Below are 25,394 nucleotides of genomic sequence, written 5' to 3'. Positions count from 1 at the left end.
AAAAGATCTACCCCGACCCGCACACCCCCGACGAACTACCGCCCACCGCATAACCGTTGGCATGCGACCGTTACACCACTCCAAGGGACATGACCCCTGCTGGCACGCTCCTCCGCGGCCAAGGACGTCGAGATATTGGTGCTCCGACACCAGTTGGCCGTCCTGGAACGAGGCAGCCCCAAGCCGTCCTTCACCCTCGGGAACCGCGCGATACTCGCTACCTTTCGTGGGCTGCGGCTCTCGGTGTCGAGGAAGTCTGCTTCAAAGAGCTCTACGTCTCCACCAGCACTGAGTCGCTCTACTTCGACCGCGCCGCCAACGTCTGGAGCCGGGAGCACCAGGTTTCGCTGTCCGTCGTCACCCGGTTCGCCGAGCAGCACAGCTTCGAACTGGCGAGCCGCCTGCCCTGGGGCACCGGTCTACCACGGCAGCTGGACCGGCCGGCCGATGTGGATCGCCGCCTACACCGAGCCCAGCCTGCTGTGGGAACGCACCAGCGGGATCGCCCGCAGCTGGAACGTCATGGCCGACGGGCGCTGTGACGCCTCCTTGGAAGACCAGGCCAGCGAGATCGTTCCGGAAGGTGCAGCGGCATGAGGTTCGACGAGTTCCAGGAATTCCGGCTGCCCAGCGACGTGTACCCGGTCTACTTCGAGCTGGCCCGCGCTGCCGGCCTGGCGCCCGCGTCCTACCCGACGCTGCCGGCACCGGCCCTGCCGGGGTCGCCGGCGGACGACCGACCCGAATACCTGCTGCTCGCCAATCCCAGCAAGCCGCTGGGCCGGTACCTCTCCGATGCCGAGTGCGCCGCGGTGATTTCGTGGCTGCGGGAATCGCCACACGCCACCTGCTGATCGACAGCGTCTATGACCTGGGAGCCCCGTTCGCCGCCGGCACACGGCGATGGCTGGACACCGGTCGTGCGGTCCTGCTGCACTCGGTCACCAAGGGATGGCTGTGGCCACGCACGTTCGGCGTGGTCCTCCTGGGTGCGGCGCAAGCCGAACTGGCCGAAGCGTTCCGGGCGGATCCGCCGGCGCCGGCACAGCTGAGGCTCGCCGACCGTCTGCTGACCGAGCACAGTGACGTGCCCCGGCAGGTCGTCGACGAACTGGCCGCACGGGCTGAGCGATTGTTCGAACGGCTGCCGGACGAGGTGCTCGGCGCGATTCCCATGGCGAGCCGGACTTGTCCCGGTAACTACTTCTTCCCGGTTGAAATCCCAGCCGAGACGCTCCAGCGCGAGTGCGGCTTGCTCGCCCTGCCGGTCAGCGTGTTCGGGGAGAGCCGCTGGTCCGGCTCCATCCTGACCAGCCTCGCTGACGCTTTCGGCCCGATGTCGGCGGTGGCGCGAGGAAACCACTGAAAGACCTGGCGGTATACGACGACGCGGACTTCTGCGATCAGGAGTTCGCCGCGCGCACCCACGACATCCCGTTCTTCCACGGCCAAGCGGTCCGAGCGGGCGGTCCGGTCCCGGAGGTGGCCTGCGGAACCGGGCGCATCACCCTGCCGATCGCGTGAGCGGGTGTCGATGTCACAGGGCTTGACATCATGCCCTCGATGCTCGCGCGTGCCCGGCAGCGGGCCAAGGACGAGCGACCGTCCGGGTTCGCGCCGTTCACGGCAACGACGCTGGAGGGTGAGTGGCTGCTGTATGTAGCCCAGAATGCATATGAACTGGTGACGGGTGAGGAATGGGACCGCAGGACACGGTATTCCTTCGGGTCCTATTCGAACCGTGACGGCTGGCCCAGGCGGGGGTGACGTGCTGTCTCAGGCGTCAGCACTGCCGGTTGAAGCGGCCGGACGGCGCCGACTACGACGACGCTCCGCCCATGGCCAGCGCGGTTCGCGCCAGCCCGCGCAGCCAGGCGTGGGCGTGGTCGGTGTCGTATCGCTGATGCCATGACAGGTATATCGGTGCCGACGGCAGTTCGAGCGGGAGGGGGAGCACGACCAGGCCGAGGTCGGCGACCGCTGAGCGCGTAGTGGCTTCGGGGACGCAGACCAGGAGATCCGAGCCGCGCGCGAACTCCAGCGCGGCCGCTTCCGTGGGCACGGTCGCCACCACACGGCGGGTGAGGCCGAGCCGCGCGAGGGCGTCGTCGAGGGCATTGCCGAGGTTCCCACGTCGCGAGACGGTGACGTGCGCAGCGGCGGCGTACCGCTTGGCGGTGACGGCCCTGACACGGGTGAGGGGGTGCCCCTGCCTCACGACGATGACGAGGCGGGTCTCGCCCACGTTCTCGGCACGGATGTCAGGTGCGCTCGGGCGGTTGGCGTTCGCCTCCAGGTCGACCTCGCCTCGCCTCAACTCGGGGGTGTCGATGCTCGATTCCGCGACGAAGCGCAATCGCACGCCCGGCGCCTCTTCCCGCACGGCCGAGAGCAGTGTGGGGCCGCTCAGGGCGACCAGGGAATCATGCCAGCGGAGTGTGAAGGTGCGCTCCAACGTTGCCAGATCGAGTTCACGGCTCGGTGCCAGCACCCCCTGGACCCGGTGCAGCAGCTCGTGCACCTGTTCCCTGACGGCGATCGCGTACGGCGTCGGGGTCATCGTGCGGCCGGTGCGCACCAAGATCTGATCCCCGGTCGTGCGCCGGATTCGGCCCAGGCTGCGACTCATCGCGGGAGCGGTGACATGCAGGCGTGCGGCCGCGCCGGCCACACTGCCCTCCTCCAGCAGCGCGTCGAGCGCGGCCAGCAGGTTCAAATCCAATTGCATGTGAGTAATCCTAGCCGTTCTTTACATGCATTTGAAGTTAATCAAGGGGCTGTATAGCTTCGAGACCAGAACGCTGAACAGAGCGCACAGGTCGGCCGGTATGGCCTCATCATCTGCCACTCACAAGGGGAATTCACCATGTCCGAAGCGCTTCAGACCACTGACGCCGCCTCCGACGCCGACGTGCTCGGCCAGACCGCGATCGCCGTGCGTGAAGCGGGTTCGGCGTTGCGCGAGCGCTTCGGCGAGGTGGTCCGCTACCAGACCCGCGAAGAGCTGATGCGCGCGCTCGCCGCCAACGACGACACGGCTCTCGACATCCTGCGCCCCCGCCTCACGAGCCTGCGCCCGGACGCCGACTGGGTGGAGGACGAGCTGGACGGCGGGGCGCTGCCGCCCGGCGAATGGTGGGTCGTGGATCCGGCCGAAGGCAACGTCAACCACCTGCACGCCCTGCCCGAGTGGGCGGTGACCGCCACCCTCGTGCGCGACAACCAACCGGTGCTCACCGCGGTCCACCTGCCGTTGACCGGCGAGACCTACACCGCGCTCACCGGCGCGGGTGCCCACCTCGACGGCCGGCCACTGCACGTCTCCCCCACTGCGGACCTCGGCCTGAGCATCGTGGCCACAAGCCAGGCCCGGCCCGACGAGGACCAGAAGGTCGTGCGGCGCGTCGGCTCCTCGATCACCGCGATGCTCTTCGACGCGCTCGTCGTCCGCGCCGCCGTGCCCGCGACCCTGCACCTACTGAACGTGGCCGCCGGCCGGATCGACGCCTTCTGGCAGTTCGCCGGCGCCCGCGCGGACCTGCTCGCCGGAGCGTTGCTCGTCACCGAGGCCGGCGGACAGATCTCCGACGCCCAGGGCCGCCCCTGGACCCCGCAGAGCGAAAGCTTCCTGGCCGCCGCGCCCGGCGTCCACGCCGAGGCCGTCGCCACGCTCTCACGCTGACCGGGCACCACAACCCGCACCCACGGAAAGACCACAACATCATGACCACGATCGCAGTTCTCGGAAACGGCCGCGTCGGCGGCAACCTGGCCACAGCCAATAGCCAACTGGCCCACGACCTCGACGGCACGGGACCGATGCTCGTGGCCGTCCACGGCATCACCGAAAACCGGCGCTTCTGGAACCCCGTTAACCTGCAGCAGCACTTCCGCGTGCTGAGCGTCGACCTGCGTGGCCACGGTGACTCGCCTCGGGCCCGGCCGTACGGGATCGACGAGTCGGTGGAGGATATCCACCAGCTGATCGAGTCCCTGGGCGAGGACCAATCCCCGTTCATCGTCGGTCACTCCCTCGGCGGGGTGATTGCGACTGCCTACGCGGCCCGTTACCCGACTCATGGCGTGGTCAATGTCGACCAGTCGCTGCGGGTCGGTCCACTTCCTGCGGAGATAGTCGCCGCCGTGCGGGGAGAGGGCTTCGCCGACTTCGTTCGTACGGTTTTCGCCCAGCTGTACGGCGAGCTGGACCCTGCGCTGGTGGCCGACATCGAGCGCCGTCGCGCCCTCGACCAGGAAGTTTTCAGCGGGTTTTGGACCCCGTTGCTTGATTGGGACGCAGACACGCTGGCGGCGTGGTCTCGACGTACCACGAGTCTCCCGCCCGACGTTCCGTACCTGTCCTTGCACGGAACCGATCCCGGTGGGGACTACGCCGACTGGCTCACCGACCGTATCCCCGGGGCCGTGGCCGAGCAGACACCGACCCGCACGCACTATCCGCACCTGGCACAACCCGAATGGTTCGCCTCCCGCGTCCATCAGTTCTTCAGCTAGTTTGCTCTGCAGCCTCGGGGGGCGAACAGTGCGCCGTACTTGATCACCTGGACTGGCAATTGCGGGACGCAGTAGGCGTCCTTCCTGTGATCGTCTGTTCCGACCAAGGTCCCACGTGACAACGACGAAGGCCGTGAAGATGCAGTTCGCCGGCGCCCGCGCGGACCTGCTCCCCGGAGCGCTGCTCGTCACCGAAGCCGGCGGACAGATCTCCGACGCCCAGGGCCGCCCCTGGACCCCGCAGAGCGAAAGCTTCCCGGCCGCCGCGCCCGGCGTCCACGCCGAGGCCGTCGCCACGCTCTCACGCTGACCGGGCACCACAACCCGCACCCACGGAAAGACCACAACATCATGACCACGATCGCAGTTCTCGGAAACGGCCGCGTCGGCGGCAACCTGGCCACAGCCCTGGTCCGGGCAGGGCATGAGGTGACCGTGGCGGACCGCGCGCCGGGCGCTGCCGCCGACGCTGCCCGGACAGCCCGGATCGTCATCAACGCCACCCCGGGAGCCGGCTCGCTGGACCGGCTCACAGCTCTGCGCGAGGAACTGCGGGACAAGGTCCTCGTCGATGTCTCCAACGCCACCACCGACGGACCGGACGGACTGCCCGCCGATCTGATCTACCCCGGCTCGAGCCTCGCCGAACAGCTCCAGGAAGCACTCCCCGAAACCCGCGTCGTCAAGACACTCAACACCATGCTCTTCCCGGTGATGACCGCGCCGGCCACGCTCACCCAAACACCGACCGCGTTCCTCTCCGGCGAGGATCCGCAGGCCAAGCAGACCGTCCGCGAACTGCTCACCGACCTCGGCTGGCACAAGGAATGGATCACCGACCTCGGCGGGATCCAGACCGCCCGCGCCACGGAGGCCGCGATCCTCTTCGTCCCGCACGTCATCCGGTCCACCGGATTCACACCCTTCGCGATCTCAATCGCCCGCTGACCCGTACCCAGCGCACCGCCCCCGGCGGGACCACATCCAGAACGGATACGACATCGCGGCCAGGGCCAGCGATTCAGCGCCGGACGGCGACTCGTGGCCAACCTTCCGGGGCCGTCGCTCTCGCACCGAGGAATCGGCTCATCTCACGGCGGAAGCGCTTGCGTAGCGGGTTGCCGGCCACACCATCGAGCCCGCCGACACCCGACTGGCAACCCTGGACGACCTCATCGGCCTCGCCACCCGCCACGGCATCACACCACCGTCAGAGATCAAGACAGCGAGTTGATTTAAAAGTCGTTCAGCGCCGCATGGGCGAACCCCCCCCATCGGGGCGTAGCAACTGACTCCTGCCGTCCTGGTGCGCCGTCATGGTTGCGCATCCTGACATACCTCGGCACTGGTACCGCGCGGCGAGTTCCTTGACGACCTCGGCCTGGAGGCCTGGACGTTGCCGGCCATGACGCCGCTGAGTGCAACGCCATCTGGTGCGACGGCCATCTCGCCGCAGACTCACCCCTGGTTGACCTTCACCTGGGGGCAACCCCCAGCATCAGTGGGGCCGGGCGAGGTGCCCGGTACGAGGAGGAGTGGGCATGGGGCTGCTGACCATCGGGGCGTTCGCCAAGGCGTCGAGGCTGTCGCCGAAGGCGCTGCGCCTGTACGACGAGCTCGGACTGCTGCCCCCGGCCCGCGTCGACCCGGCGACCGGCTACCGGTTCTACGCCCCCGGGCAACTGGAACGGGCCCAGCTGGTGGCCTGGCTGCGCCGGCTCGGAATGCCGCTGGGCCGCATCCGCGAGGTCTGCGGGCTGGACCCAGCCACAGCCGCGCGGGAGGTCCGCGCGTTCTGGAACCAGGTCGAAGCCGACACCGCCGCACGCCGGGACCTGGCCACCTTCCTCATCGACCACCTGTCCTGGAAGGACCCCGTCATGGCATCGACCACCAACCCCCTGCACATCCGCTACGCCGCACTGTCCGACACCGGCCTGGTCCGCGACAGCAACCAGGACACCGCCTACGCCGGATCCCGGCTGCTCGCGGTGGCCGACGGCTTCGGCCCCGCCGGCGCCCCCGCCAGCGCGGCCGCCGTCGAGGCCCTCAAACACCTGGAAAACGACAGCATCCCGGCGGGCGACCTCCTCAACGTGCTGCGCGACGCGATCGAGCAGGCCCAGCAGGCCGTGCGCGCCATCGCCTCCGCCGGCCCCGGACCGCAGGAGGCGGGCACGACCCTGACCGCGATGCTCTGGACCGGATCCCAACTGGCCCTGGTCCACATCGGCGACTCCCGCGCCTACCTGCTGCGCGACAGCGAGCTCTTCCAGATCACCCACGACCACACCCTGGTGCAGGCGATGGTCGACCAGGGCCGCATCACCGCGGACGAAGCCACCTCCCACCCACAGCGCTCGCTGCTGATGCGGGCCCTGACCGGGGCATCCGATGCCGCCGCCGACATTCGCCTGCACGACGCCCGGCCGGGAGACCGCTACCTGCTGTGCTCCGACGGCCTGTCGTCGGTCGTCGCGACCGAGGACCTGCACCAGGTCGTCTGCGCCGTCGCCGATCCCGGGCACGCCGTCCGCGAGCTCATCGCCCTGGCCAACCGCACCGGCGCCCCCGACAACGTCAGCTGCGTGGTCGCCGACGTGCTGGAACTCCAGCAGTAGGAGCAAGCGACTTCACATCGGAATCGGTCGCTCGCTTTGGCATCCCGCATGAGCGGTGAGCACGTTGGCCCGTACGATGCTGGGCACCTTCGCCTTCCGCACCGCCACTGAGCGCCTTCCCACCTCAGCCGTCGGTCCTGTGTCGAGGAGTTGAGCCCACCATCTGGCGCCCGCGCTGCAGGTCCGACTCCGCGGGCGGTCAGCCGCCGACCGGCCGGGCCGAGAGCGCCGTGACGCGCAGGACGCCGTCGTTGATCGCCCCCGGGGCGAAGCGGATCGTCCGGTAGGTGAACTCGTTCGGCGGGGTGACCTCGAGGTAGGACGGCGTCACCGACCTGGTGCCGTAGGGCGCGTTCCAGGCGAGGTCGGCGTAGGCGGACTGGCCCGGCTTGAGGGTGATGGTGTGCGGGCGCGGGTCGGCGGCGAAGTAGGTGGAGCCCCAGACGACCTTGATCGGGAGCACCGAGTGCCGGGCGTTCTGCAGCCCGACCCCGGGGTACCCGTAGACGGTGCAGGTCTGGTGCGAGGTGTTGGTGAGCACCAGGTCCTCGCCGCGGTTGCCCATCCCCTCCTGGCTGCCCACCGCGCGGAGCGAGGCGCCGAGGGCGGCGGTGTGGCAGCGCTGCGGAGCGCGGGCGCTCGGCCCCGCGGCGGCGACGGCGGAGCCGGCGCTTCCCGCGACCAGCAGCGCGGTCACCGCCGTGGTCAGACCCGCGGCCTTCCTCAGACGTGCCCTCATATCGACTCCCCATATCTGTACGATCAACTTACTTACGGGTGACGCCAGTTGCTGAGGTTCCAGTTCCACGATTCCGTGAATCGCCACCCGCCGCCGCGACCGGGCCGCAGGGGACAGCAGCCGTGCACGCCCTGGTTCCGTCCTCGACTCGACCCCAGCGGTCACGGGCGCCGGCATCGGCCGCGTCGGGGGCGACCGGCTTCTCACCGGACTTGGCGCGAGCGAGCCGCCCCGGCCTCTGCACCTGCCTGGCCCTTCGGGCAGCCACCGCTCCGGTTCACTGGTGTCACGTCACGGCCTGGTCGAGCGGCATCGCGGACCGTGTCGTCAACCTCGTCGCCTACCAGGGCAGAGGGCCCGCCGCGTCGAAGTAGCCGCCGGTCGGGCCGTCCGGCCCCAGCTGAGCCATCCGAACGATGATCTCGGCGCCCTGCTCGACGGTCTGCGTACCTGCGTGCCGATTCAGGTCCGTCGCGGTGTATCCGGGCTCCACCGCGTTGATCCGCATCCACGGGAACGCCGTGGCGAACTGCACGGTGAGCATGTTGACCGCGGTCTTGGAGACCGGGTAGGCAACCCCCGGGTACCCCTTGCCGGCCCGGGCCAGCGAGGCCAGGCCACTGCTGACATTGACCACGACCGGGGCGGCGGAGCGTTCCAGCAGGGGCAGGAAGGCGTGGGTCACCCGGACCAGGCCGAAGACGTTGGTCTCGAACACCTCCCGCATCACGTCGGCGGTCAGCTCCGCGGCGCCGATGATGTCGCCCCCCGGTGACCGCACCTCGATTCCGGCATTGTTGACCAAGACGTCCAGGCCGCCGTCGGCCTCAATGACGGCCACCGCGGCAGTGACCGACGCATCGTCGGTGACATCGAGCTGCACGAACCGGGCGCCGAGCCCGGCCGCGGCCGCCGCGCCCCGCTCGATGCTGCGCGCTCCCAGGTAGACGGTGTGCCCCGCGGCGATCAGGCGGCGGGCGGTCTCGTGGCCCAGGCCCTTGTTGGCCCCGGTGATCAAGGTTGTCGTCATGGGGCACAGCTTCCCTCCGCGACGATACGACCGGCCAGTGGTTTACGACGCGGTCCGCGATGCAGCTCAACCAGGGCGCCGAGGCCCATCGTGCCATCGCATCACTGGTCGTGGACCGCTCCACGCGTGTCAGCGGCCAAGATCATCTCCCCATGGACAGCCAGCGATTCCCTGGCGGTCCCCACCGGCGGCCAGTTGCGCTCCCCGGCGGCGGATACCCAGCTACGGATGGTGAGCGGTACCGGTCGATGACTCGCACCGCCCTCGACCTGACCCGCAGCCGCTACGCGGCCGGTGGCTCCAATGGTGGGCGGGAGTCCGAGGTGAGCTCGGGGGCGTAGAGGGTGGCCAGCGGTTCGGGGCCCGCGTAGCGGCGACAGGTGCACTGGGCAGCCGTCCCGCCCTTTGTCTTCCCCCCGCCGTCGCTGCTGCCGACGCCCTTGCGCTTGACCTCCGCGTAGCAGCGGCCGTCGTGGAGGTCGTGGTAAGCAAGGTGGTGGCCGCAACCGCAGACGGGTTCGGGACCCCGCAGGGCCTTCTCCTGCTCCTCGCGGCGCTCGTTGCGCATGCGCCGGACCCGGTCCAGTGTCCCGTTGACGGCGTAGCCGCCCGCCATGAGCACCACCGCGATGCTGATCGCGTCCACGTTCCCCCGATTCCCGGCTTCCCTGCGTGGCGAGCCGTCCGGAACGAGGATCCTACGGAAGCGGACGCGCCCGCCAGCTGTTTGGACGCGCATGCGAAACGTTCCGAGCGTTTCGCACCACCTCCTCCGTCGAGAGGCGGGCGTGGGGTGCGTCAGGCGGACGTCGGTTGTACGGACGGCTGGGGCTGGCATCGTCACTCACCGTAGTGTCAAGCGTGGCCAGATGACTCCCCGTCATGTGGCCGTCCTTGGGGAATCCCAGGCGCTGGGAAACAAGAGAAGGCATCGAGAACGAGGCCGTGGTGAGCTCACAGGTTGTTCAGGAAGCTCTGGAAATTGTCGGACCCGCGCGCAGCCCACGGCAACCACTGCGTGAAGACAGGGGCATGGGCGATCCGCTCCCAGGCAGCGTGCGGGGTGCAGCGAGTCGGGTCGAGTAGCTCCCGTGTGATGACGACTACGCTGCGCAGCCGGACACCGTCGTCGGCCATTGCCACGAGGACGGCGTCCAGATCACCGCTGCTGTCCAGGTGGTGACGGTACCTCGCGATCGGGGAAGCGAGCCAGGCCGCCATCTCGGCTTGGGTGACGGGGCCGCGCTCCCGCGCGCCCACCCGGGTGAGCTCGGGTTCCAGGGCGACCGCGAGGCGGTGCAGGCAGCTCTGCCAGGTACTGGCGACATGGCCGGGATATTCGTTGGCGGAGTGCTCGCGATCCCCACCGAGGTCGAGTTCGAGCAGATGCACCAGGCGGAAGGGGTCCTCGGCGGTTCGGGGGTCTGCGTCACGCATTGCGTCCCCCAACAGGCTGTAGGGGAGCGGGTGGAGCTCGGCGAGTAGGGCTGCGTCGTACATATCCCTGCCCCGTGGCCAGATGTCGTTGACCAGCCGCGTCACTTTCCACGCCAGCGACAGCTCGGGGGTGACCGCGAGCAACTCGGCGCCCTCGCCGCAGCGAGTGGGAACCCGCGTCAGCACCGGTGGCTACGGAAGGCGCTCGGAAAAGGCGAGATCAAGCTGCACAGAGCCAGCGAACCCGCCGTCGGCCGCCCAGGGCAGCACGAGGCGGTGCCCAGGGCCCCGGCCGGTCCCGCCCTCGCCGCCGGCAGCCTGGCCGGGCAGGAAGCGCAGGCCGCCCGGACCGGTGCCCCGGCCGACCGCTGCGGCAAGCTGGTCGAGCAGCTGCCGGGTGCGCAGGTCCTGCAGCTGCCAATCGGTCGGCCGGACGACGAAGTTCAGATCGCCAGGCTCCCGCGCGGCTTCACCGAGCCAGGCCGCGAACAACGCGCTGCCACGCAGTACCAGCGAGTCCGCCCAGGCCGAGGCGGCGATGGTGGTCAGGACGACGTCCAGCGCATCCCGTCGCACAGCGCACCACGCCGCCTGCTCGACGGGACCGGCACAGTGGGGGTCGCCGACCCTCAAGGCCCGCCCCGGCTGCTCAAGGAATGGGTCCGCCGCCGCCCGGTGGTGGGCTTCCGGGGTACTGACTGGACACAGCACTGCCGGCGGATCCAGCCGCCCCGGCGGTATCTGGCTGCCGAAGCGCGCGAACCGCTCCCGCGCGCTATCGTCCGCGTCCCCCACTTCCATGTCTTCCACGGCCCAGCCTCCCGCCTACTACTCAAGAACCAAGGATCCACGCGCCGCCGCGTCCCGTCCCCCGCGCAGCGCGCGCCGCACGGCCGACGACAGCACGACGGCAAGCTGCACGAGAAGCACCGCCACAGCCCACGCCCAGACCTCGCCCGCTCCGTGCACGTGAGCGCCGTACACCGGGGCCACCGCCCCCGCCGGGTCGACGGTGACGGTGATGCGCTCACCGACGTGGAGCCCATCATGCTCGAGCACGCCCGAGACGGGCCGGCCGGACAGATCCTTCAGCGTCACCACCTCGTACGGCGGCTGCGGAGGGTCTCCACCGGGATCCACCACGCGTTGGGCTTCCACGACCACCTGCACGACCCGGCCCCGACCGTCCAACGTCCCCTGATCCAGCGCCGCCCCGGAAAGCACCGTCAGCAACACGGAAGCGCACACGAGCAGCAGGGCCGTTCCGACCGCTGCACCACGAGCCGACCACATCGCATACCAGCACGCCAGAGCGGGCACCAGCGCTCCTCCGACCAGCCCCGCGAGGTCGTGGTGACCGAGGTGCCACAGGTACCCGGCGCCGTACTCAGCAGCCGCCAGCACACCGCATACGACCACGGCGACCAAGACATGCCCGGCCACTCTCACTCCCACAGCACCACGCCGACCACCCACGAGACCATCCCGTCCGACTCCGCCCACCCACCGCTGCCCTCGCCGAGCGCCACGCATGAACCGTCCACCCCCCACGGCCACCTCTTCGACACAAGCATGACAGAAACGGCAGCACCTCGATCCGCTCCCCGGTCTCGGCGAACGTCACGATCGCGGATCTCAATCGCGGCCAGGGCACCCCGAAGCACCGGGCGGCCACTGCAGGCAAGGACCCACCACCGCGCGCACTCTGACGTACCGGCACCCCGCGCCACTTGGGTTGGCTGCTGCTCCTTCGACCACGCTGAGGCGGAGTGGTGGCTGCTTGCCCATGCGGGCTTCCTCCCCCAGGCCCTACTGAACACCTGAATGAACCACTCGACCTCTGCAGGCTCCCCCAGCGGTAACGCGAACCCACCCAAGATCATTCACGGAACTCCGCCCAGGCCCGTCTTCAAGAGGCGTCATCAACGGCCCTACAGGGCAGGCGTCGAACGCCTCGGCCGTGTGTGGGCAAGGGGGTTGTGGGCAGCCGTTCATCTCTTCGGTCGCAGCCCACCGGTAGTGGTAGTGGGGCCGTGCACCACGGCCACACCGTCTCCGCACCGGCCTGCCGATGACAGCGGGCGGCCCCACGCCGGGAGCCGACGCGAGGCGGCCGGTGCGGGCGCACCTTGCAGGTCTCGGCGAAGCGTTCCAGCATGGGCAGGCCAGTGCCCTGCAGCGGAACTGCGCGGCGGCCCCCACCTCTCGCGGCTGCATGATCACGAATGGAGGGCCGGTCTCGTTCGGGATCTGATCACCGCCGAACACGGGCAGACCGCTCGGGTGGTCGGCGTCCTCGGAGCCGCCGGGAGAGCCGGTGTAGAGATGGTTGACGCCCGCGAAGTCCTTCTCGATCGAGTCCGCAACGCCGGCGGCGTACTCCTGCGGATGGTTGGTCCACGCTTCCAGCATGAAGGCCGCTATCCACCGGCTGTCCGAGTTGATTTCTGACGGCAGGGCAGCCCGAAGATGCATGTGGCAACTCACCGAGGACCGCCTTCGTGGGATGTGCGCCGTTCCGATGCCCGAAACCTATCCATCGGCTCCGACAACAGGGAAAGATCGTGACGTGTGCCTCGCCAACTGAGGCAGCGCACCACCTGGCCGGTCGGCGCATCCATCGGCTGGGCCACCGCCGCCGAGCTGCACGACCCGAGCCTGCCCGCGCTGCGTGCCCTGTTCGTCAGAGTCCTCGCAGGAGGTTGGCTTCGGTCTCGGGAAGCAGGGGTGTTCCTGTGGTGCGTGCGTCGAGGGCCTGGCGGATGGCGTGGTGGCGGCCGCGGGTGAGGCGCAGTCTCAGCGCGCAGAGAATGCCGGGGATGAGCCAGATGGCGGTGCCGAGGGACATGAGGATGCGGATGGTGTCGCGGGCGGTGGTGGCGGGTTGGGTGCCGCCGTGGTAGCCGGCGGCGGTCAGGGCGAGTCCGGCGAGCCAGACGACGAGGGCGGCTGCGGCGGTCTGGGCGAAGGCGGCCAGGCCGTACAGGGCGCCTTCGCGGCGTTCGCCGGTGCGTAGCTCCTCGACGTCGGTGGCGTCGGCGAGCAGGGACCAGCCGGTGACGGCTACGGCCATGCTGCCGGCCGAACTGGTGGCGATCAGCGCCCAGAACAGCAGTTGGTCGCCGCGGTTGGGCAGCAGGAACAGGCACTGGATCACCGCCCAGGCCGCGGTGAACAGCACGTAGGTGCGGGTCTTTCCGATGCGGTGGCAGGAGAGCTGGACCAGGGGTAGCCAGGCCAGGCCGCAGAGGAACCAGGTGAGCATCACCAGGGAGGCGGCGTTTTGGCTGTAGCCCATGATGTGGATGGCGTAGTAGATCGCGACCGCGCCGGTGACGCTGAGCGGGGCCCAGCCGAAGGTGAGGGCGCCCAGCAGCAGGCGGATGGTGCGGGAGCGCAGCATGGCCAGGCTGTCGCGCAGGCGCACGGCGGCGGGTTCGACGGCGAGTTGGCGTCCTTGGGCGGTGGCCCAGGTGAGCAGGATCCCGGCGGAGGCGGTGACGGCGCAGATGGCGGCGGCGGCTGACCAGCCCGCTCGGTCGCTGCCCAGGGGCCCGGTGAGCAGTCCGGCGAGTAGGAGTGGTGCGACGGCGCCGACGAGGGCGCCGAGTTGGGAGAAGACCGTGCGGACGCCGGCCAGGGTGGTGCGTTCCCTGTAGTCGGTGCTCAGTTCGGCTCCCAGGGCCCCGTAGGGGACGTAGAAGAGGGTGAGGCTGGTGAACCAGGCCAGGACCACGACGGTGTAGTAGAGGGTGCGTGCAACTCCAGTGAGGCCGAAGTCGGTGAACAGCAGCCAGGAGGTGAGGGCGTAGGGCGCGGCAGCGGCGAGGAGGAACGGCAGCCGTCGGCCGTGACGCGAGCGCAGCCGGTCGGAGCGGACGCCGACGTAGGGCTGAAGGGCGGTGTTCCACACGGTGCCGATCATCATGATGGTGGCACCGAAAGCGGCGCTGGCGCCGACGACGTCGGTGGTGAAGTAGAGGAACAGGGTGGTGAATGCGGTCCACATGACGCCGTTGGCCCATTCGCCGCCGCCGTAGCCCCAGCGGGTGGATCTGGGGAGTGCGGTGGTGGTCGGCCGGGGTGTGTGAGTGGTGGTCATGGCTGCTCTCCGATCACGGGCAGGTCGATGCGGGAGGGCGCGGCGTCGTGGTGGTGCAGGGTCTGGCGGGCGGTCTGCCAGGTGGTGCCGGTGCCTTGGGGGTGGCCGGTGTTGGGGTTGCGGTCCCAGCGGTCGAAGGCGCTGCTGGAGATCTCGATGCCGATGCGGTGTCCGGGGGCGAAGTGGTGCCCGGTGGCGCCGACTTCGACGTCGATCGCGTACAGCTCTCCGGGCTCGGCGTTCTGGGGTGCGTGGGCCGGGTCGCGGTGGGACAGCCGCAGGATGCCTTCCTGGACGAGCTGGGCGTGACCGTCGGCGGCGATGTCGATCAGGGCGACGGTGAAGTCGGTGTCGGGTGCGCTGGTGCGGACCGAGAGGCGTGCGGTCACCTGCCCGAGGACCTCTATGGGGGCGCCGAGCGGTGCGGTGCGGTAGAGCAGGATGTCGGGGCGCTGGTGCAGCGGGCGTCGGTCGTCCAGGTGGCGGGTGATGGCCCACAGGTCCTTGCCCTGCCAGGATCGGACGGGATCGGCGGGGTCGTAGGTGAACTCGGCAGCCTGGCCGTCCCCGCTGCCGCTCAGCTGCCCTGGCTTGCCCGCAGCGGGCGTTTCGGTGCTCAGGGTGCGGTCCGCGTGCAGGTACAGCCGGTGGGTCCGGGCTTCAGGGGGCGGCCAGCTGTCGCTGTGATGCCAGCGGTCGGCGCCGGTGATGTAGGCGCGGACCCGGGGCCCGAGCTCCTGCCCGTCCAGGACGGCGTCGGTGAATTCCAGAACCCGGTCCCAGCTGCGCGGCTGCGCGGGGACCGGTATCCGGCCGACTGTGCCGTCGAAGTCGCAGCTCGTCTCGTGGTCGGTGGGGCCCAGTACCAGGCGCCGGTCGGCGCGCCGGTCCGGTTCGGGGCGGCGCTGTTCGAGGGCGTCCCAGGTCTGCAGGGTGGCGGGAAGCAGGTTGTCGTACCAGCCGCCCCACACCATGGCCGGCACTTCGATCGTGTCGAGCAGGTGCCGGAAATCTGTCTCCTGCCAGAAGGCGTCGCGCGCCGGGTGGTCGACCGCATCGCGGTACAGCGCGCTGGGCAGCCCCGCGGCTTGTGCCATGTCGCGCACGGGCAGGTGCTCGCTGTCGAACCGGTGCCAGTTCAGGTAGCCGCTTCCGGCCTGGTCGCAGGCCCACAGGGCGGTGCTGCCCAGGCACAGGGCACCGCCCTCGTACAGCAGGGTGTGCAGGTCAAGGCCCATGTCTCCGGGGGCTATGCAGGTCAGCGCCGGGTGCTGTGCGGCCGCTGCCGCCCACTGGGTGAACGCGAAGTACGACTCGCCGGTCATCGCCACCCGGCCGTCGCACCACCGTTGGCCAGCGACCCAGTCGATGGTGTCGTAGCCGTCGTCGGCCTCGTGCGCGAAGGGAACCCACGTGCCCTGGGAGCCGAATCGGCCGCGCACGTCCTGCACCACACACGCGTAGCCGCGCCGGGCCCAGTAGCGGCCTACGGCCGGCATGTAGGTGTAGGCCTCCCGGGTGCCGTACGGCACCCTGATCAGCATCGCCGGGGCCGCCGCGGCGATCGGTGCTCCAGTCCGGTCGGCGGGCAGGTACACGTCGGTGAACAGCTCGACCCCGTCCCGCATCGCGACCATGGCTCCGCGCAGCGCCCGCGCCTTGGGGAAACGCTCAGGCGTTGCGGAGGGCAGTTCCTTGAACGGCAGTACGAGGTGCTTGCCCACTGCCATGTGCAGGCGGGTCAGCGCCCATTTGGCATCGGCGATCACATGCGACATGGCACGTCCTTGGGTCTGCCGGTCTGCTCGACGCGGCGCGGCTGGTGAACGTGACGCTAGTCATAGGGCGCGTGGATACCATGGGAAGAATTCCGCAGCCCCCGACGCGGTGCCACACAAAGGTGAACGTGGACGAAACACCAGGCCAGCGGCGCGGCCGCGGTCGGCCCCGCGAGGTCGTGCGCCGCCCCTCAGGTGAAGGCGCCCCCCTCGCCCAGCGCCCGAAGGACTATCCGGCCACCACCCGCGCCATCCTCGAAGCCGCCCACCGGGTCCTGCTCAAAGGCGGCACCGCCGGCCTGACTCTGGTGGCCGTCGCACGCGAGGCACACGTGGACGTCACCACCGTCTCCTACCACTTCGGCACCCGCCTCGGCCTCATCGAGGCACTCATGGACGTCCTGTACTCCGACACCATCGCGGACTTCGCCGACCGAGCCGCCGGCCTCCCCGAACAGGCCGACCGCTGGGACGCCTACATCAGCACCGTCGAACGCATCTGCGAAGACCGCGAGGCATCCCGGGCCTACTTCGAGATCGCCACCCTCGCCCTGCGCGACGAAGCCCTGCGCACCCGCCTCGCCCGCCTCAACACCTGGACCATCTCCGCGTTCACCGAAGCCCTGCACGGGACCACAGACCTCGACACCCCCAGCCGGGCCCTGGCCGAACTCGTCTTCGCCGCCGTGGACGGCATCGAGCTGCACCACGCCATCGCCCAGGACGACTACCCCCTCGACGAGGTCCTCGCCCTCCTCGAACGCCTCGTCCTGCAGGCCCTGCACCGCCCACAGCCCGACCCCACCACGCACGGAACGTGACCTCGCACGTGTGGATCATCCAGGCAGCCGACGACATGAAGGCATCCGGCATCAGCCGCAAGGCGCCCGGTGAAGTCACCCGCCTCGGCCTCGACACGCGCAGGGAACGGTTGAACTGACGGACGGTGACAACTGGCCGCCCATTCTGATCAGCGGAGCGTGCAGACTCACCCGTCCGACGCGGCCCGGGTCGGCGGGGTGTGGAGGCCCGGATCCACCTCGACCTCCAGCAGGGCGTGCCGGACGCGGACATCGTCGTCCTGGCCATGCTGGACCCCGCCGGGCAGCAGCAGCCCACCGTGTGGCTGCCCTGCCCCAGATTCGCGATCGTCGGTTCCTGGAACCCCGCCTACGCCCCGCGCTCCGGCGACCAATCCGTCTGACCTGCCGCAGCGAAGCCCCTGACGACCGCTCAGGGGTCACGCTACGGTTGACTCAGCAGCACCGGACGAGGCCACTGTGTCCGCGCATCCCATCGACTTCCCCGCCCCGCCGCCGGCACCCAACGCCGGAGCGCAACTGCGTGCCCGTGTCGCCGCGTCCAGCCGCGCGGAGCGCTGGACCCCGGCGTTCGAGCGTGACTGGGCCCACGCCCTGGAGGGGAGCCGCCAGACCTTCGACCTCTCCCCTCTGCACGACGTCATCCGCGAGTGGCGCTCCCGCCTGGACACCGAGCAAGCGGTCGACGCGTTCATCGCCAGCGGCTACGACGAAAGCGGCTCGGTCGCCCTGGAGGAGGTCCTCGGGGCCAGGCCGTGAGCGATGCGTGGCCTGTCCGGCTCTCCGCCCAGGCCGGGAACTACTTCGCCGACCTGCCCGCCGCCGTCCAGGAGATGGTCCGCGATCTGCTGGACCTCGCCTCCCACTCCCCGCTCGACTTCCCCCAGGGGGACAAGACCGACCCGGACGGGGTGGAACTGCGCCGCGCCAGCGTCGGATCGCTGACCGTCGTCTACCTGATCAACCGCCAGATGCGGCACCTGAGCTGCCACTGGCGCAGCGGTGACACACTCGAATCGATCGGCGGATCGATCAACCAATTGAGCTCGGCTCTACGACTCCACTGTTGGCCGAACTGGCGGCACTGGAGCTCTCCGACTTCGACTTCGATCCGAGAGGGGGTGGGGGCGGCGGGCACCGCTTCGATGGCCGGCTGGTCGTTCATCAGTTCGGCCGTGACCCCGCCGGGCGCGAACGCCCAGTCTCGTGCGGGGCCGACCGGGTCGTATTCGATGTCGTTCATGACGTCCGCCCCGCACTGCAGCCGGGTCGCGGTCGCGGTCAGCCCGGTCCCGATCGCGGAACGCGCGTGGACCACGATGTGCCCGGGCTGCCGCGCGGCGGCCGTGCAATTGTCGGCCGACGGGGTCGCGGTGGGCCGCCGCGGCGCGTGTGAGGGGGTAGCCGTGGGCGTTGCCCCGGTCGGCGCGGCGGCAGGCGTGCTGGCGGCGAGCGTGGTGGTCGTGGCCAAGGGGGTGCTCGGTGACGGCGCGGCCGCCCCTGTGGTGCCGGTGTGGCCACCGCAGGCCGCGAGAGCGAGAACCGTGGCGGCAGAGCTGCGGGACGGGCGCGACCGGAGGCCCGACGCGCTGCCGACCCGGGCGCTCCGCGACGAACACGAGAACCAGGCCCTGGCCGAGTACGAGAAACTCGCCGCGAAGGTGTCCACCACCGGCCAGGTCTGGCGCTCGGCCATCGAGCGCCTGGCCGACGCAGTCCCAGCGATGCTGCAGCGCACCACCGAGGACAGCGAGAGCGTTCCCGGAGCCAGTGCGGTAGTCGTAGTCTGACCCGTGGGTCCAGCTCGTACCGACGGACGGTCTCAGGGCAGGGTGGTGGTGTCGATCTCCTGGATCTGTTTCGAGTCGTGGTCCGAGACGAGCAGGGCTTCCCCGTCGGGGCTGAGGGCGAACTCACGGGGGAATGAGCCCGTGGGGATGCGTCCGAGGGCGGCCGGCTTCCCGGCGATGGCGGCCTGGCTGTCCACGACCGTCAGGCCGGTGACGGCACCGGCGGTGTGGAACCGGTCGGAGTCCGCCGTGACGACCAGCCTGCCGCCCTGAACCAGGGCGAGGCCGACGGGGGCAGTGCCGACCTGGACAGAGGCGAGCAGAGCGTGGTGCGGATCGGTGGCGAGCCTGCCGACGTCGAAGGCGAGCAAGGCGTTGCTGCCCCGTGCGGTGACCCAGAGGGTGCGGCCGTCCGGTGCGGAGAGGACCCGCACCGGCTGGCAGCCGGCGGCGGTACTGGTCAGCAGGGCCTTGTCCGGAGTGGACTCCAGGGTGGCGAGGTCGATGACGCTGAGCTCGCCCTGAGCGGAGCCTGCCGGCCCCTTCCGGCCCGGGGCGACCTCACTGGTGGCGTACAGCCGCTGTCCGTCGGGTGAGAGTGCGGTGCCGACCACCGCGTCGCCCAGCGGAAGGCGGCCGATGTACGAGGCCCGTTCGAACCTGGAGCGAACCGCTGTGCGCAGATCGAACACCTCGATGTCGCCGCGATGGTCGGTCCCGGCGTCTCCGTACTCCTGGCTGACGAAGGCGTAGCGGTCATCGGGTGAGACGGTGACCTCGATCGCGCTGGTGCCGGCCGTCCCGGTGAGCGTGCCCAGCACGGCCCCCGCGGCTCCGGCTGCCGCCTTGGCCGCGTCCACCACGATTGCTCCGCGGCCCGCGGCGACGAGCAGTTCGCCTCCGTCATGGGTGAGGGTGATTCCGGTGGCGCCTTCCTTACCCAGGCTCGCGGCCGGAAGCGGGATCGTGCGCACGAGCCGGGGCGTGCCCCCGTCGGTGGACAGTACTCCCAGTCCCGAATGCAACACGGTGAAGGCGAGGTTGCCCTTCGAGGCGTAGACCAGGCCGAACGGTTGTGCCGGGACGGTCAGACTCTCGGTCTGGACGCCGCTGAGCTGCCTCTCCGCCGGGGCGGGCCCGGACTGGCACGTGGGTGGTGACTCCGGCTGCGATGCCAGCGCGGCCACTGGCGTTGTCGGCGGTGCGGCACCGCCCCGCTGACACGCCGAGCCGACCAGGCCCACAGCCAGTGTCAGTAGAAGCGAAGACAACCGCCGTCCCGCGAGATTCATTCTTCTCCTTCCGCCGTATCCTGAGGCGCAGCGATCGTGCCGCAGGACCTTGTGGATTCCTGGTGAGCGCGGCTGCCTTCAGGCCGGACAAGAACGACCGGCCGCTCCTCCCGAAAGCGATCACGGATCAGGCCGGTGACGCGACCCTGCAGGTGCTCCGGAACCCGCGCGCCACAGCCGCCTTCATGGCCCAGGTCACGGCGCGCCAGGAGCCAGGCAAGTCATGACGATCCACACCTCTTGACCATTTGCTCCATGCCTACGGCCAGGGCTTCGGAATAGTCGGCGGGCGCCCGTTTTGTGATCACGTGAGGCCGAGGACGGCGAGGGGTCGTTGGGCGTCGCGCGCGTTGCGGCGGAGGCCGGCGGCGATGTTCGTGACGCCGCTGAGCCGGAGGGCGCCGACGGCGAGATTGCGCCAGGTCGCCATCGCGCGGGGTGCGTTGCCGGTCCTCAGTTGGGAGGCGTCCTCGGCGAAGGTGGTGTCGCGGACGTCACGCAGAGCCCAGGGCGTCGCCGTCGATACGCGCGAGCAGCCGACGGACCGTCGCCTCGGCCGGCGCCAGCCGCCGGGGCAGCACCGGGTCGGGCCGCAGGCCGAGCCGCTCCAGCACCTGCGGCGGCGCGTCCGTGATCCATTCGCCGACCGCCAGCAGCGAGGTCGCCCCGGCCAGTACCGCGCATGCCGTCAGCGCGAGGAAAACGGGCCAGCGTGCGCCGGACGCCGTCGTCATCACCGGCACCGACCAGGACGGCGTCAGCGCGTGGCTGCACGACGGCGACCGGTCCTGGGCCGCACTGTCGGCCACCGGCGACGGCACGGCCGCGCTCCGCCAGGGCGGCCCGCTGCGCATCGGCGACGAGACGCTGACGGCGTGGGACCAGTGGGAGGAACACGGGCGGCCGGTGCCGTACGACTACGGCATGACCGTCACCCCAGCCGGCCAGTGGGCCTGGCTCAACGACCCCGCCACCGGCCCACGCTGGCCCGTCATCCCCCTCACCACCGCCGGACGGGAGCCCCGTATCCCGTCACGGCACCGCTCACACCGCTGACCGCGCCCCGGGCTCCTCCACCTTGCGCGCCGCCTTCTTTCGAGCCAGCGGCGTTCCGCTCCGAGCACCTGGACCAGCGCTGACCGGGTACGAGACCCTCGCCGCCCAGGTGACCACCACGACCGACCGGCCGACGCCGTCGTGGTACTGGAGATCGGCGTGCAGCCGGATCGGCCGCCGAGGAGCCGTCCAGTAGCGGCCGTGGGATGCCCGTCACCGGCCGTCCCGGACGGGCGCGGTCGGCTGCATGCCCGCGCGGAGGTGTCGGTGGTCACTGCTGGCACAGCTCTCCGGTCTCGCCGTCGATCAGTCGCAGGTGGTCCTGCTCATCCTCGGTCAGGACGAGCACGCGGTCGCCGAACGGGACGACGGCGCGGTGGGACAGAGGCGTGGACCAGAGCACCCTGCCGTTCCGGTACGCCAGCAGCTCGGAGCGGTCACGGTACATCACTGCCAGGTAGAGGCGGTCCCGGCCGGCATACAGGTCCACGAAGGCGCCGCGTTTCACCGGCCTGCCGGGCAGCGCGCGCAGTAGCGCGAGGGAGCGGCCGGTGCGGGCGGCGTGCACGCGCTGCCCGGCGAAGCCCCGCACGCGCCGACGCCAGCCCGTGAAGTCGTGCCGGGGCTGGACCACGGCGTAGATCCATCCGTCCAACTCGATGACGCGGTGCGGCCAACACCACCCACCAGACCACCCCTGGCAGTTGCGCACCAGCAGACATAACAGCCCCCCGTTCTGACGATCCGACCCATGGGTCGCCTCAGGGCAAGATACCGTTCCGCCTCGCCCCTGAGCAGGGCTGATACACCGTCAAAGCCTGGAATCCACACGCGCCCGCGAAGAGCACGGCCCAGCCGGCCAGCAACCACATCCGCGCGCTACTCCCGACGTAGCCGGCTGTATCCGGGCGCGCGCGAGTAGACGCAAAGCCAAGGAACTGTCGACGCAGCGCCAACACCATCGGACGGCGCCCTGACATCCTCAACGAGGAGAGGGAAGGCGGTACGCCGTCTCCAAAGGCTCGCGCCCACTGCGGCGGTCGGAGTTTCCGCTCTCGATGTAACTCGTCGCCGCCCGCAGCACCTGTCAGGGCCACGGGCGCCATCCAGCACACCCAACTCACCTTCGGGGGGACACCCATGCGCAAGACGCATATCGCTATCGGCCTGGCCGCCGTGGCCGCCGCAACACTACTGTCACCGGCCACGGCGAACGCGGTCAGCAACCCGCCGGGCGGCGGGGGCGCCGACTACGGCAGCTCCCTCAGCCGGGGGGACACCCTCTACGCAGGCGGCTACATCCAAAGTCCCAACTTCTTCAGCGGCAAGGCGATGATCTTGCAGATGCAGTCGGACGGGAACCTGGTGGAATACGTCGCAGACGACGCCCAGGGCGACGGCCCCTGGCGTGTGTGCTGGGCGTCCAACACCTATGGCTCCGGGGCGGATCACGCCGCCTACCAGCAGGACGGGAACTTTGTCGTCTACACCCCCTCCGGCGCCCCCGTGTGGGCCAGCAACACCCAGTGGGGAGCCGGATCGACCGTCAACATCAACCCGTACGGCCGGGTGTACGTCGGCACCACGCCGATCACTACCACGTGCGGCTGAACGACACGTGAAGCTGCCCCGCGGAACTGCGCGCAGAGTGGCCGCACCAATGGCGGGCGGGACGGCAGGCAGCATCTTCATCGACCTGAGGAGCGCCGGAGTTCACAAGGCGGCCTCGTCATTCACCGATTCACGACTGGGGGTTACCCATGCGTAAGCGTCTTACTGCCCTGGCCGCCGCTGCGGCTCCGCTCGTTGCCCTCACCCTCGGCATCGCCCCGGCACACGCCGACGGGTACATCAATGTGGGTCCCAGCGCGGGCGGCCGGACTGCACACCGTGCACCTTCGGCGGGGCCCGTGGGGCTACCTCTGGTCCGACAGCGTCGAAGCCGCAGCGGCGCAGTGGCAGACCGATACGATCCTCGCACTGCCGGACCTGCTCGCCGGGGCGTGAACGCGGCACCTCCCCACCAGCGGAAGGCCCAGTAGAGCAGTATCCGTATCGCCTCGGTTACCCTGCGCGACACCGTTCCAGATGATGAGTCAGGAACGGAGTCCCGCATGGCACCATCCGACCCCAACACCCCAGTAGGGGCGCGGATCGCCGCCGCCCGCCGTGCCCGGCGCATGGAACAGGGCGAACTCGCCGCCCTCGCCTGCGTGTCGCTCAGCACCATCAAGAAGATCGAGCAAGGTAAGCGGAACCCGGGCGAGGACGTACTCGACGCCATCGCCGAAGCCCTCGACATCGACCCGGCCCGCCTGCTCGGATCCGCGCGGCGCAGCGACAGCCGTATCCACGCCGCAGTACCTGCTCTGCGGGCTGCGGTCGACGCCTACGATCTGCCCGATGACGGGCCCGTGCGCGATCCGGCTGCGTTGCGGTCGTCCGTGGCCGACCTGGAGGGTTGGCGGCTTGCTTCCCGCTACACCCAACTGGCCAGGGCTCTTCCGGAGCCTCTCGCGGAACTCTCCCGCGCGGTGCAGTCCCTGACCGGCGAAGAGCGCCTTGACGCCGCACGGCTCCTCGCCTCGGCGTACCGGTCGGCGGATGCGGTGGCGTACAAGTACGGCTACCACGACCTGTCCGCGCGCCTGATCGAGCTGATGCGGTGGGCGGCCTGCAACGCCGAAGACCCCGTCTTGGAGGCCACAGCGGCGTATGTGCGCATGGAGGTGTTCTTCGCGTCGCGGCAGCCGGTCAGTCTCAGCGCGGGCCTGCGGACACTGCAGGCCGCGATCGACCGTGCGCCGGCTCCGGACGCTGTTGCGGCACGGGCGGCGGTTGGGGCGCTGCACATGCGCGCAGCAGTGGCTGCAGGTCGGATGAAGGACGCAACGACGGCGGAAGTGCACCTGGCCGAGGCCAAGGCCCTGTGCAGCTCCGTACGGGAGGGCGTGTACCTGGGCACCGCGTTCGGTCCGTCGTCGTACCGGGTGCACGAGGTCGCCGTCGGCGTCGAGCTCAACGACGGGCCGGCCGTACAGGCGGCTGCCCGCCAGTGGAAGCCGCCGCTGGAGCTTCCTGCGGAACGGCGGTCGCACTACTACATCGACGTGGCGCGCGCCCAGCTGTGGCAGAACCTTGGGGACGACGCGTTCGAGTCGCTGCGAGTCGCGCGGCGGATTGCTCCGCAGCACTGCCATGAGCACCCGCAGGTCCACGAGACGATGCGGTCACTGGTGCGGACGAAGTCTTCGGACCGGGAATCGCTGATCGGCTATGCGAAGTGGGTAGGAGTGATCTGATCCAGGGACACACACTGTGTCCCTGCGGGGTGTTGCAGGTCGGGAGCATGGTCACATCCAAGCCCGCGAGGGAACGGAGTGGCCACGTCTGTTGTGCCGTCGGTCGAACGCTCGTTACCGGTCGACACGTTGAGCATCGCTCGCCTTCATGGTGAGGCGTGCATCGAGTGCGGGAGCACGAGGCCGCCTCTGGCACCTGCGGGCCGCGTCTACACCACCAGCTGCGCGGGCGGCCGTCTGGGCTGGACCATGGTGGCGTGCCCGGAGCATCAGGGCGGCGGGTCGTGACGAAGCGCGCCACCGCGCGCCCGGTCGAGGCCGGTGTCCACTGGGACATCGTCGCGATCCCCGCCGTTCGTGGCATGCCCCTCTACCACTGGCTCGCCGCCGACTACCCCGACCAACTCGGCCCGGTCGCCGCACGACGCCGTAGCCACCGTCTCCGTTGCTCGCGGTGATCGCTACTCCGATGGTTGTAGTACTTGTCGTAGGTCGCCTCATCGCTGCTGCTGAAGGCAGCCGCTCGCGGTCGTGCACGCAGGCAGCCCGTACTGCGCACGGCAGGCAGTGAGGTCGACCGCCGCGTTCGGGGTGTCGCAGGCGTCGACGATCGCGACGGTCCGGCCGGCTCGGCTGGCGGCCGGTACTGGTGTGCGGGCTGAAATATTAGGCAATTGATGGCCGAATTCAAGAAGCGCTATGCGCTTGCCGAGTTTCCCCAGATAAATCTAAGAGAACGGGCCCGGCGCAACCCCAGGGTCACTGAATACAAGCGCGGCAGCGTACGGGCGCCGGCGCGAGAGTTCGGGGTGGCCACTGAGCAGGTCGTCCTCGAAGTCCACCCGATTCGTCCGTGCGAGTGATTGCCCGTGTCCATCCACTTGAGGCAGACCCACCAGCAATATCGTTCC

General features: G+C 69.9%; 29 protein-coding genes and 2 pseudogenes. 19 read left to right on the top strand and 12 right to left on the bottom strand.

Annotated features, from left to right (window positions below; genetic code table 11):
* Nucleotides 1–218: 218 nt before the first annotated feature.
* From ABH925_RS10755 to ABH925_RS10745, 3 genes and pseudogenes are all read left to right on the top strand, one after another.
* Nucleotides 219–597: pseudogene (locus ABH925_RS10755) on the top strand (radical SAM protein); the annotation flags it as partial.
* Complete coding sequence (locus tag ABH925_RS10750; protein WP_370147132.1) at nt 594–854, top strand: hypothetical protein; 261 nt, start codon at nt 594–596, stop codon at nt 852–854. The pseudogene ABH925_RS10755 and the gene ABH925_RS10750, both read left to right, overlap by 4 nt.
* Entirely contained in the window at nt 821–1,366 is a 546-nt protein-coding gene (locus ABH925_RS10745) for a hypothetical protein (protein WP_370147131.1), read from the top strand. The genes ABH925_RS10750 and ABH925_RS10745 overlap by 34 nt, the downstream gene beginning before the upstream one ends.
* Nucleotides 1,367–1,819: 453 nt before the next feature.
* Here the strand turns inward: ABH925_RS10745 and ABH925_RS10740 are convergent, their stop codons facing one another.
* A complete protein-coding gene (locus tag ABH925_RS10740; protein ID WP_370147130.1) occupies nt 1,820–2,728 on the bottom strand; it encodes a LysR family transcriptional regulator in 909 nt (302 codons plus the stop codon).
* Nucleotides 2,729–2,866: 138 nt separating this feature from the next.
* On the opposite strand from ABH925_RS10740, the gene ABH925_RS10735 reads away from it, so the two are divergent.
* The 5 genes and pseudogenes from ABH925_RS10735 to ABH925_RS10715 all read left to right on the top strand — a co-directional run bounded on the left by ABH925_RS10735 (nt 2,867) and on the right by ABH925_RS10715 (nt 7,136).
* Nucleotides 2,867–3,682 (top strand): 3'(2'),5'-bisphosphate nucleotidase CysQ, encoded by an 816-nt coding sequence (locus ABH925_RS10735; protein WP_370147129.1) that lies wholly within the window; start codon nt 2,867–2,869, stop codon nt 3,680–3,682.
* Between the two features lie 41 nt (nt 3,683–3,723).
* A complete protein-coding gene (locus ABH925_RS10730; protein WP_370147128.1) occupies nt 3,724–4,515 on the top strand; it encodes an alpha/beta fold hydrolase in 792 nt (263 codons plus the stop codon).
* A gap of 142 nt (nt 4,516–4,657) precedes the next feature.
* A pseudogene (locus tag ABH925_RS10725) lies at nt 4,658–4,825 on the top strand (3'(2'),5'-bisphosphate nucleotidase CysQ); the annotation flags it as partial.
* 41 nt (nt 4,826–4,866) lie between these two features.
* Nucleotides 4,867–5,463 (top strand): NADPH-dependent F420 reductase, encoded by a 597-nt coding sequence (locus ABH925_RS10720; protein WP_370147127.1) that lies wholly within the window; start codon nt 4,867–4,869, stop codon nt 5,461–5,463.
* 593 nt (nt 5,464–6,056) lie between these two features.
* Nucleotides 6,057–7,136 carry a MerR family transcriptional regulator gene (locus ABH925_RS10715; RefSeq protein ID WP_370147126.1) on the top strand — a complete coding sequence of 360 codons (1,080 nt, stop codon included), beginning with the start codon at nt 6,057–6,059 and terminating at the stop codon, nt 7,134–7,136.
* A gap of 199 nt (nt 7,137–7,335) precedes the next feature.
* Here ABH925_RS10715 and ABH925_RS10710 read toward each other — a convergent pair whose 3' ends face one another.
* The 8 genes from ABH925_RS10710 to ABH925_RS10675 all read right to left on the bottom strand — a co-directional run bounded on the left by ABH925_RS10710 (nt 7,336) and on the right by ABH925_RS10675 (nt 16,222).
* A complete protein-coding gene (locus ABH925_RS10710; protein ID WP_370147125.1) occupies nt 7,336–7,875 on the bottom strand; it encodes a DUF4232 domain-containing protein in 540 nt (179 codons plus the stop codon).
* A 340-nt stretch (nt 7,876–8,215) separates the two neighbouring features.
* Nucleotides 8,216–8,905 (bottom strand): SDR family NAD(P)-dependent oxidoreductase, encoded by a 690-nt coding sequence (locus ABH925_RS10705; protein WP_370147124.1) that lies wholly within the window; start codon nt 8,903–8,905, stop codon nt 8,216–8,218.
* Between the two features lie 283 nt (nt 8,906–9,188).
* Nucleotides 9,189–9,551: a hypothetical protein gene (locus ABH925_RS10700; RefSeq protein ID WP_370147123.1), complete on the bottom strand. Its 363-nt coding sequence runs from the start codon at nt 9,549–9,551 to the stop codon at nt 9,189–9,191.
* 308 nt (nt 9,552–9,859) lie between these two features.
* The gene (locus ABH925_RS10695; RefSeq protein ID WP_370147122.1) at nt 9,860–10,486 is read right to left on the bottom strand and encodes a hypothetical protein; all 627 of its coding nucleotides are present in this window, start codon (nt 10,484–10,486) and stop codon (nt 9,860–9,862) included.
* A 48-nt stretch (nt 10,487–10,534) separates the two neighbouring features.
* Nucleotides 10,535–11,143: a nucleotidyl transferase AbiEii/AbiGii toxin family protein gene (locus tag ABH925_RS10690; RefSeq protein ID WP_370147143.1), complete on the bottom strand. Its 609-nt coding sequence runs from the start codon at nt 11,141–11,143 to the stop codon at nt 10,535–10,537.
* Between the two features lie 27 nt (nt 11,144–11,170).
* A complete protein-coding gene (locus ABH925_RS10685) occupies nt 11,171–11,785 on the bottom strand; it encodes a hypothetical protein (protein ID WP_370147121.1) in 615 nt (204 codons plus the stop codon).
* Nucleotides 11,786–13,025: 1,240 nt separating this feature from the next.
* On the bottom strand, nt 13,026–14,444 hold the full coding sequence (locus tag ABH925_RS10680) for an MFS transporter (RefSeq protein ID WP_370147120.1): 1,419 nt from the start codon (nt 14,442–14,444) through the stop codon (nt 13,026–13,028).
* Nucleotides 14,441–16,222: a CocE/NonD family hydrolase gene (locus ABH925_RS10675; protein ID WP_370147119.1), complete on the bottom strand. Its 1,782-nt coding sequence runs from the start codon at nt 16,220–16,222 to the stop codon at nt 14,441–14,443. Before ABH925_RS10675 ends, ABH925_RS10680 begins: the two co-directional genes overlap by 4 nt.
* Nucleotides 16,223–16,350: 128 nt before the next feature.
* Here ABH925_RS10675 and ABH925_RS10670 point away from each other — a divergent pair, with 128 nt between their 5' ends.
* The 5 genes from ABH925_RS10670 (at nt 16,351) to ABH925_RS10650 (ending at nt 18,833) form a co-directional block, all read left to right on the top strand.
* Entirely contained in the window at nt 16,351–17,043 is a 693-nt protein-coding gene (locus ABH925_RS10670) for a TetR/AcrR family transcriptional regulator (RefSeq protein WP_370147118.1), read from the top strand.
* Nucleotides 17,040–17,162 (top strand): hypothetical protein, encoded by a 123-nt coding sequence (locus tag ABH925_RS10665; protein WP_370147117.1) that lies wholly within the window; start codon nt 17,040–17,042, stop codon nt 17,160–17,162. Before ABH925_RS10670 ends, ABH925_RS10665 begins: the two co-directional genes overlap by 4 nt.
* A gap of 81 nt (nt 17,163–17,243) precedes the next feature.
* The gene (locus ABH925_RS10660) at nt 17,244–17,426 is read left to right on the top strand and encodes a hypothetical protein (RefSeq protein WP_370147116.1); all 183 of its coding nucleotides are present in this window, start codon (nt 17,244–17,246) and stop codon (nt 17,424–17,426) included.
* A gap of 76 nt (nt 17,427–17,502) precedes the next feature.
* The gene (locus ABH925_RS10655) at nt 17,503–17,802 is read left to right on the top strand and encodes a DUF6247 family protein (RefSeq protein WP_370147115.1); all 300 of its coding nucleotides are present in this window, start codon (nt 17,503–17,505) and stop codon (nt 17,800–17,802) included.
* Nucleotides 17,799–18,833, top strand: coding sequence for a hypothetical protein (locus ABH925_RS10650; protein ID WP_370147114.1), 1,035 nt, complete (start codon nt 17,799–17,801; stop codon nt 18,831–18,833). Before ABH925_RS10655 ends, ABH925_RS10650 begins: the two co-directional genes overlap by 4 nt.
* A 32-nt stretch (nt 18,834–18,865) precedes the next feature.
* Here ABH925_RS10650 and ABH925_RS10645 read toward each other — a convergent pair whose 3' ends face one another.
* Both ABH925_RS10645 and ABH925_RS10640 read right to left on the bottom strand, forming a co-directional pair.
* Nucleotides 18,866–20,020, bottom strand: coding sequence for a YncE family protein (locus ABH925_RS10645; protein WP_370147113.1), 1,155 nt, complete (start codon nt 20,018–20,020; stop codon nt 18,866–18,868).
* 599 nt (nt 20,021–20,619) lie between these two features.
* On the bottom strand, nt 20,620–20,859 hold the full coding sequence (locus ABH925_RS10640; protein ID WP_370147142.1) for a transposase family protein: 240 nt from the start codon (nt 20,857–20,859) through the stop codon (nt 20,620–20,622).
* On the opposite strand from ABH925_RS10640, the gene ABH925_RS10635 reads away from it, so the two are divergent.
* Nucleotides 20,756–21,181: a hypothetical protein gene (locus ABH925_RS10635; protein ID WP_370147144.1), complete on the top strand. Its 426-nt coding sequence runs from the start codon at nt 20,756–20,758 to the stop codon at nt 21,179–21,181. The genes ABH925_RS10640 and ABH925_RS10635 overlap by 104 nt on opposite strands.
* 271 nt (nt 21,182–21,452) lie before the next feature.
* On the opposite strand, the gene ABH925_RS10630 is transcribed toward ABH925_RS10635, so the two are convergent.
* Entirely contained in the window at nt 21,453–21,836 is a 384-nt protein-coding gene (locus ABH925_RS10630) for a hypothetical protein (protein ID WP_370147112.1), read from the bottom strand.
* Nucleotides 21,837–22,321: 485 nt separating this feature from the next.
* On the opposite strand from ABH925_RS10630, the gene ABH925_RS10625 reads away from it, so the two are divergent.
* The 5 genes from ABH925_RS10625 (at nt 22,322) to ABH925_RS10605 (ending at nt 25,346) form a co-directional block, all read left to right on the top strand.
* A complete protein-coding gene (locus ABH925_RS10625) occupies nt 22,322–22,792 on the top strand; it encodes a hypothetical protein (protein WP_370147111.1) in 471 nt (156 codons plus the stop codon).
* 243 nt (nt 22,793–23,035) lie between these two features.
* The gene (locus tag ABH925_RS10620; protein WP_370147110.1) at nt 23,036–23,188 is read left to right on the top strand and encodes a hypothetical protein; all 153 of its coding nucleotides are present in this window, start codon (nt 23,036–23,038) and stop codon (nt 23,186–23,188) included.
* 107 nt (nt 23,189–23,295) lie between these two features.
* Nucleotides 23,296–24,483 (top strand): helix-turn-helix domain-containing protein, encoded by a 1,188-nt coding sequence (locus ABH925_RS10615; protein ID WP_370147109.1) that lies wholly within the window; start codon nt 23,296–23,298, stop codon nt 24,481–24,483.
* Between the two features lie 284 nt (nt 24,484–24,767).
* A complete protein-coding gene (locus ABH925_RS10610) occupies nt 24,768–24,941 on the top strand; it encodes a hypothetical protein (RefSeq protein ID WP_370147108.1) in 174 nt (57 codons plus the stop codon).
* A 219-nt stretch (nt 24,942–25,160) separates the two neighbouring features.
* Nucleotides 25,161–25,346: a hypothetical protein gene (locus ABH925_RS10605; RefSeq protein WP_370147107.1), complete on the top strand. Its 186-nt coding sequence runs from the start codon at nt 25,161–25,163 to the stop codon at nt 25,344–25,346.
* The last annotated feature ends 48 nt before the right edge of the window (nt 25,347–25,394 follow it).

The organism is Streptacidiphilus sp. EB129, assembly GCF_041262645.1.
Lineage (GTDB): Bacteria > Actinomycetota > Actinomycetes > Streptomycetales > Streptomycetaceae > Streptacidiphilus.
This window is presented reverse-complemented; position numbering and strand designations above follow the sequence as displayed.

Bases quoted from the DNA above. Each gene is read 5' to 3' on its own strand.
- ABH925_RS10720 (WP_370147127.1), top strand. From the start codon at position 4,867: ATGACCACGATCGCAGTTCTCGGAAACGGCCGCGTCGGCGGCAACCTG.
- ABH925_RS10710 (WP_370147125.1), bottom strand. From the start codon at position 7,875: ATGAGGGCACGTCTGAGGAAGGCCGCGGGTCTGACCACGGCGGTGACC.
- ABH925_RS10615 (WP_370147109.1), top strand. From the start codon at position 23,296: ATGGCACCATCCGACCCCAACACCCCAGTAGGGGCGCGGATCGCCGCC.
- ABH925_RS10715 (WP_370147126.1), top strand. From the start codon at position 6,057: ATGGGGCTGCTGACCATCGGGGCGTTCGCCAAGGCGTCGAGGCTGTCG.
- ABH925_RS10730 (WP_370147128.1), top strand. From the start codon at position 3,724: ATGACCACGATCGCAGTTCTCGGAAACGGCCGCGTCGGCGGCAACCTG.
- ABH925_RS10620 (WP_370147110.1), top strand. From the start codon at position 23,036: ATGTGGGTCCCAGCGCGGGCGGCCGGACTGCACACCGTGCACCTTCGG.
- ABH925_RS10705 (WP_370147124.1), bottom strand. From the start codon at position 8,905: ATGACGACAACCTTGATCACCGGGGCCAACAAGGGCCTGGGCCACGAG.
- ABH925_RS10740 (WP_370147130.1), bottom strand. From the start codon at position 2,728: ATGCAATTGGATTTGAACCTGCTGGCCGCGCTCGACGCGCTGCTGGAG.
- ABH925_RS10625 (WP_370147111.1), top strand. From the start codon at position 22,322: ATGCGCAAGACGCATATCGCTATCGGCCTGGCCGCCGTGGCCGCCGCA.
- ABH925_RS10735 (WP_370147129.1), top strand. From the start codon at position 2,867: ATGTCCGAAGCGCTTCAGACCACTGACGCCGCCTCCGACGCCGACGTG.
- ABH925_RS10640 (WP_370147142.1), bottom strand. From the start codon at position 20,859: ATGACGACGGCGTCCGGCGCACGCTGGCCCGTTTTCCTCGCGCTGACG.
- ABH925_RS10680 (WP_370147120.1), bottom strand. From the start codon at position 14,444: ATGACCACCACTCACACACCCCGGCCGACCACCACCGCACTCCCCAGA.
- ABH925_RS10605 (WP_370147107.1), top strand. From the start codon at position 25,161: ATGGCCGAATTCAAGAAGCGCTATGCGCTTGCCGAGTTTCCCCAGATA.
- ABH925_RS10675 (WP_370147119.1), bottom strand. From the start codon at position 16,222: ATGTCGCATGTGATCGCCGATGCCAAATGGGCGCTGACCCGCCTGCAC.
- ABH925_RS10690 (WP_370147143.1), bottom strand. From the start codon at position 11,143: ATGGAAGTGGGGGACGCGGACGATAGCGCGCGGGAGCGGTTCGCGCGC.
- ABH925_RS10750 (WP_370147132.1), top strand. From the start codon at position 594: ATGAGGTTCGACGAGTTCCAGGAATTCCGGCTGCCCAGCGACGTGTAC.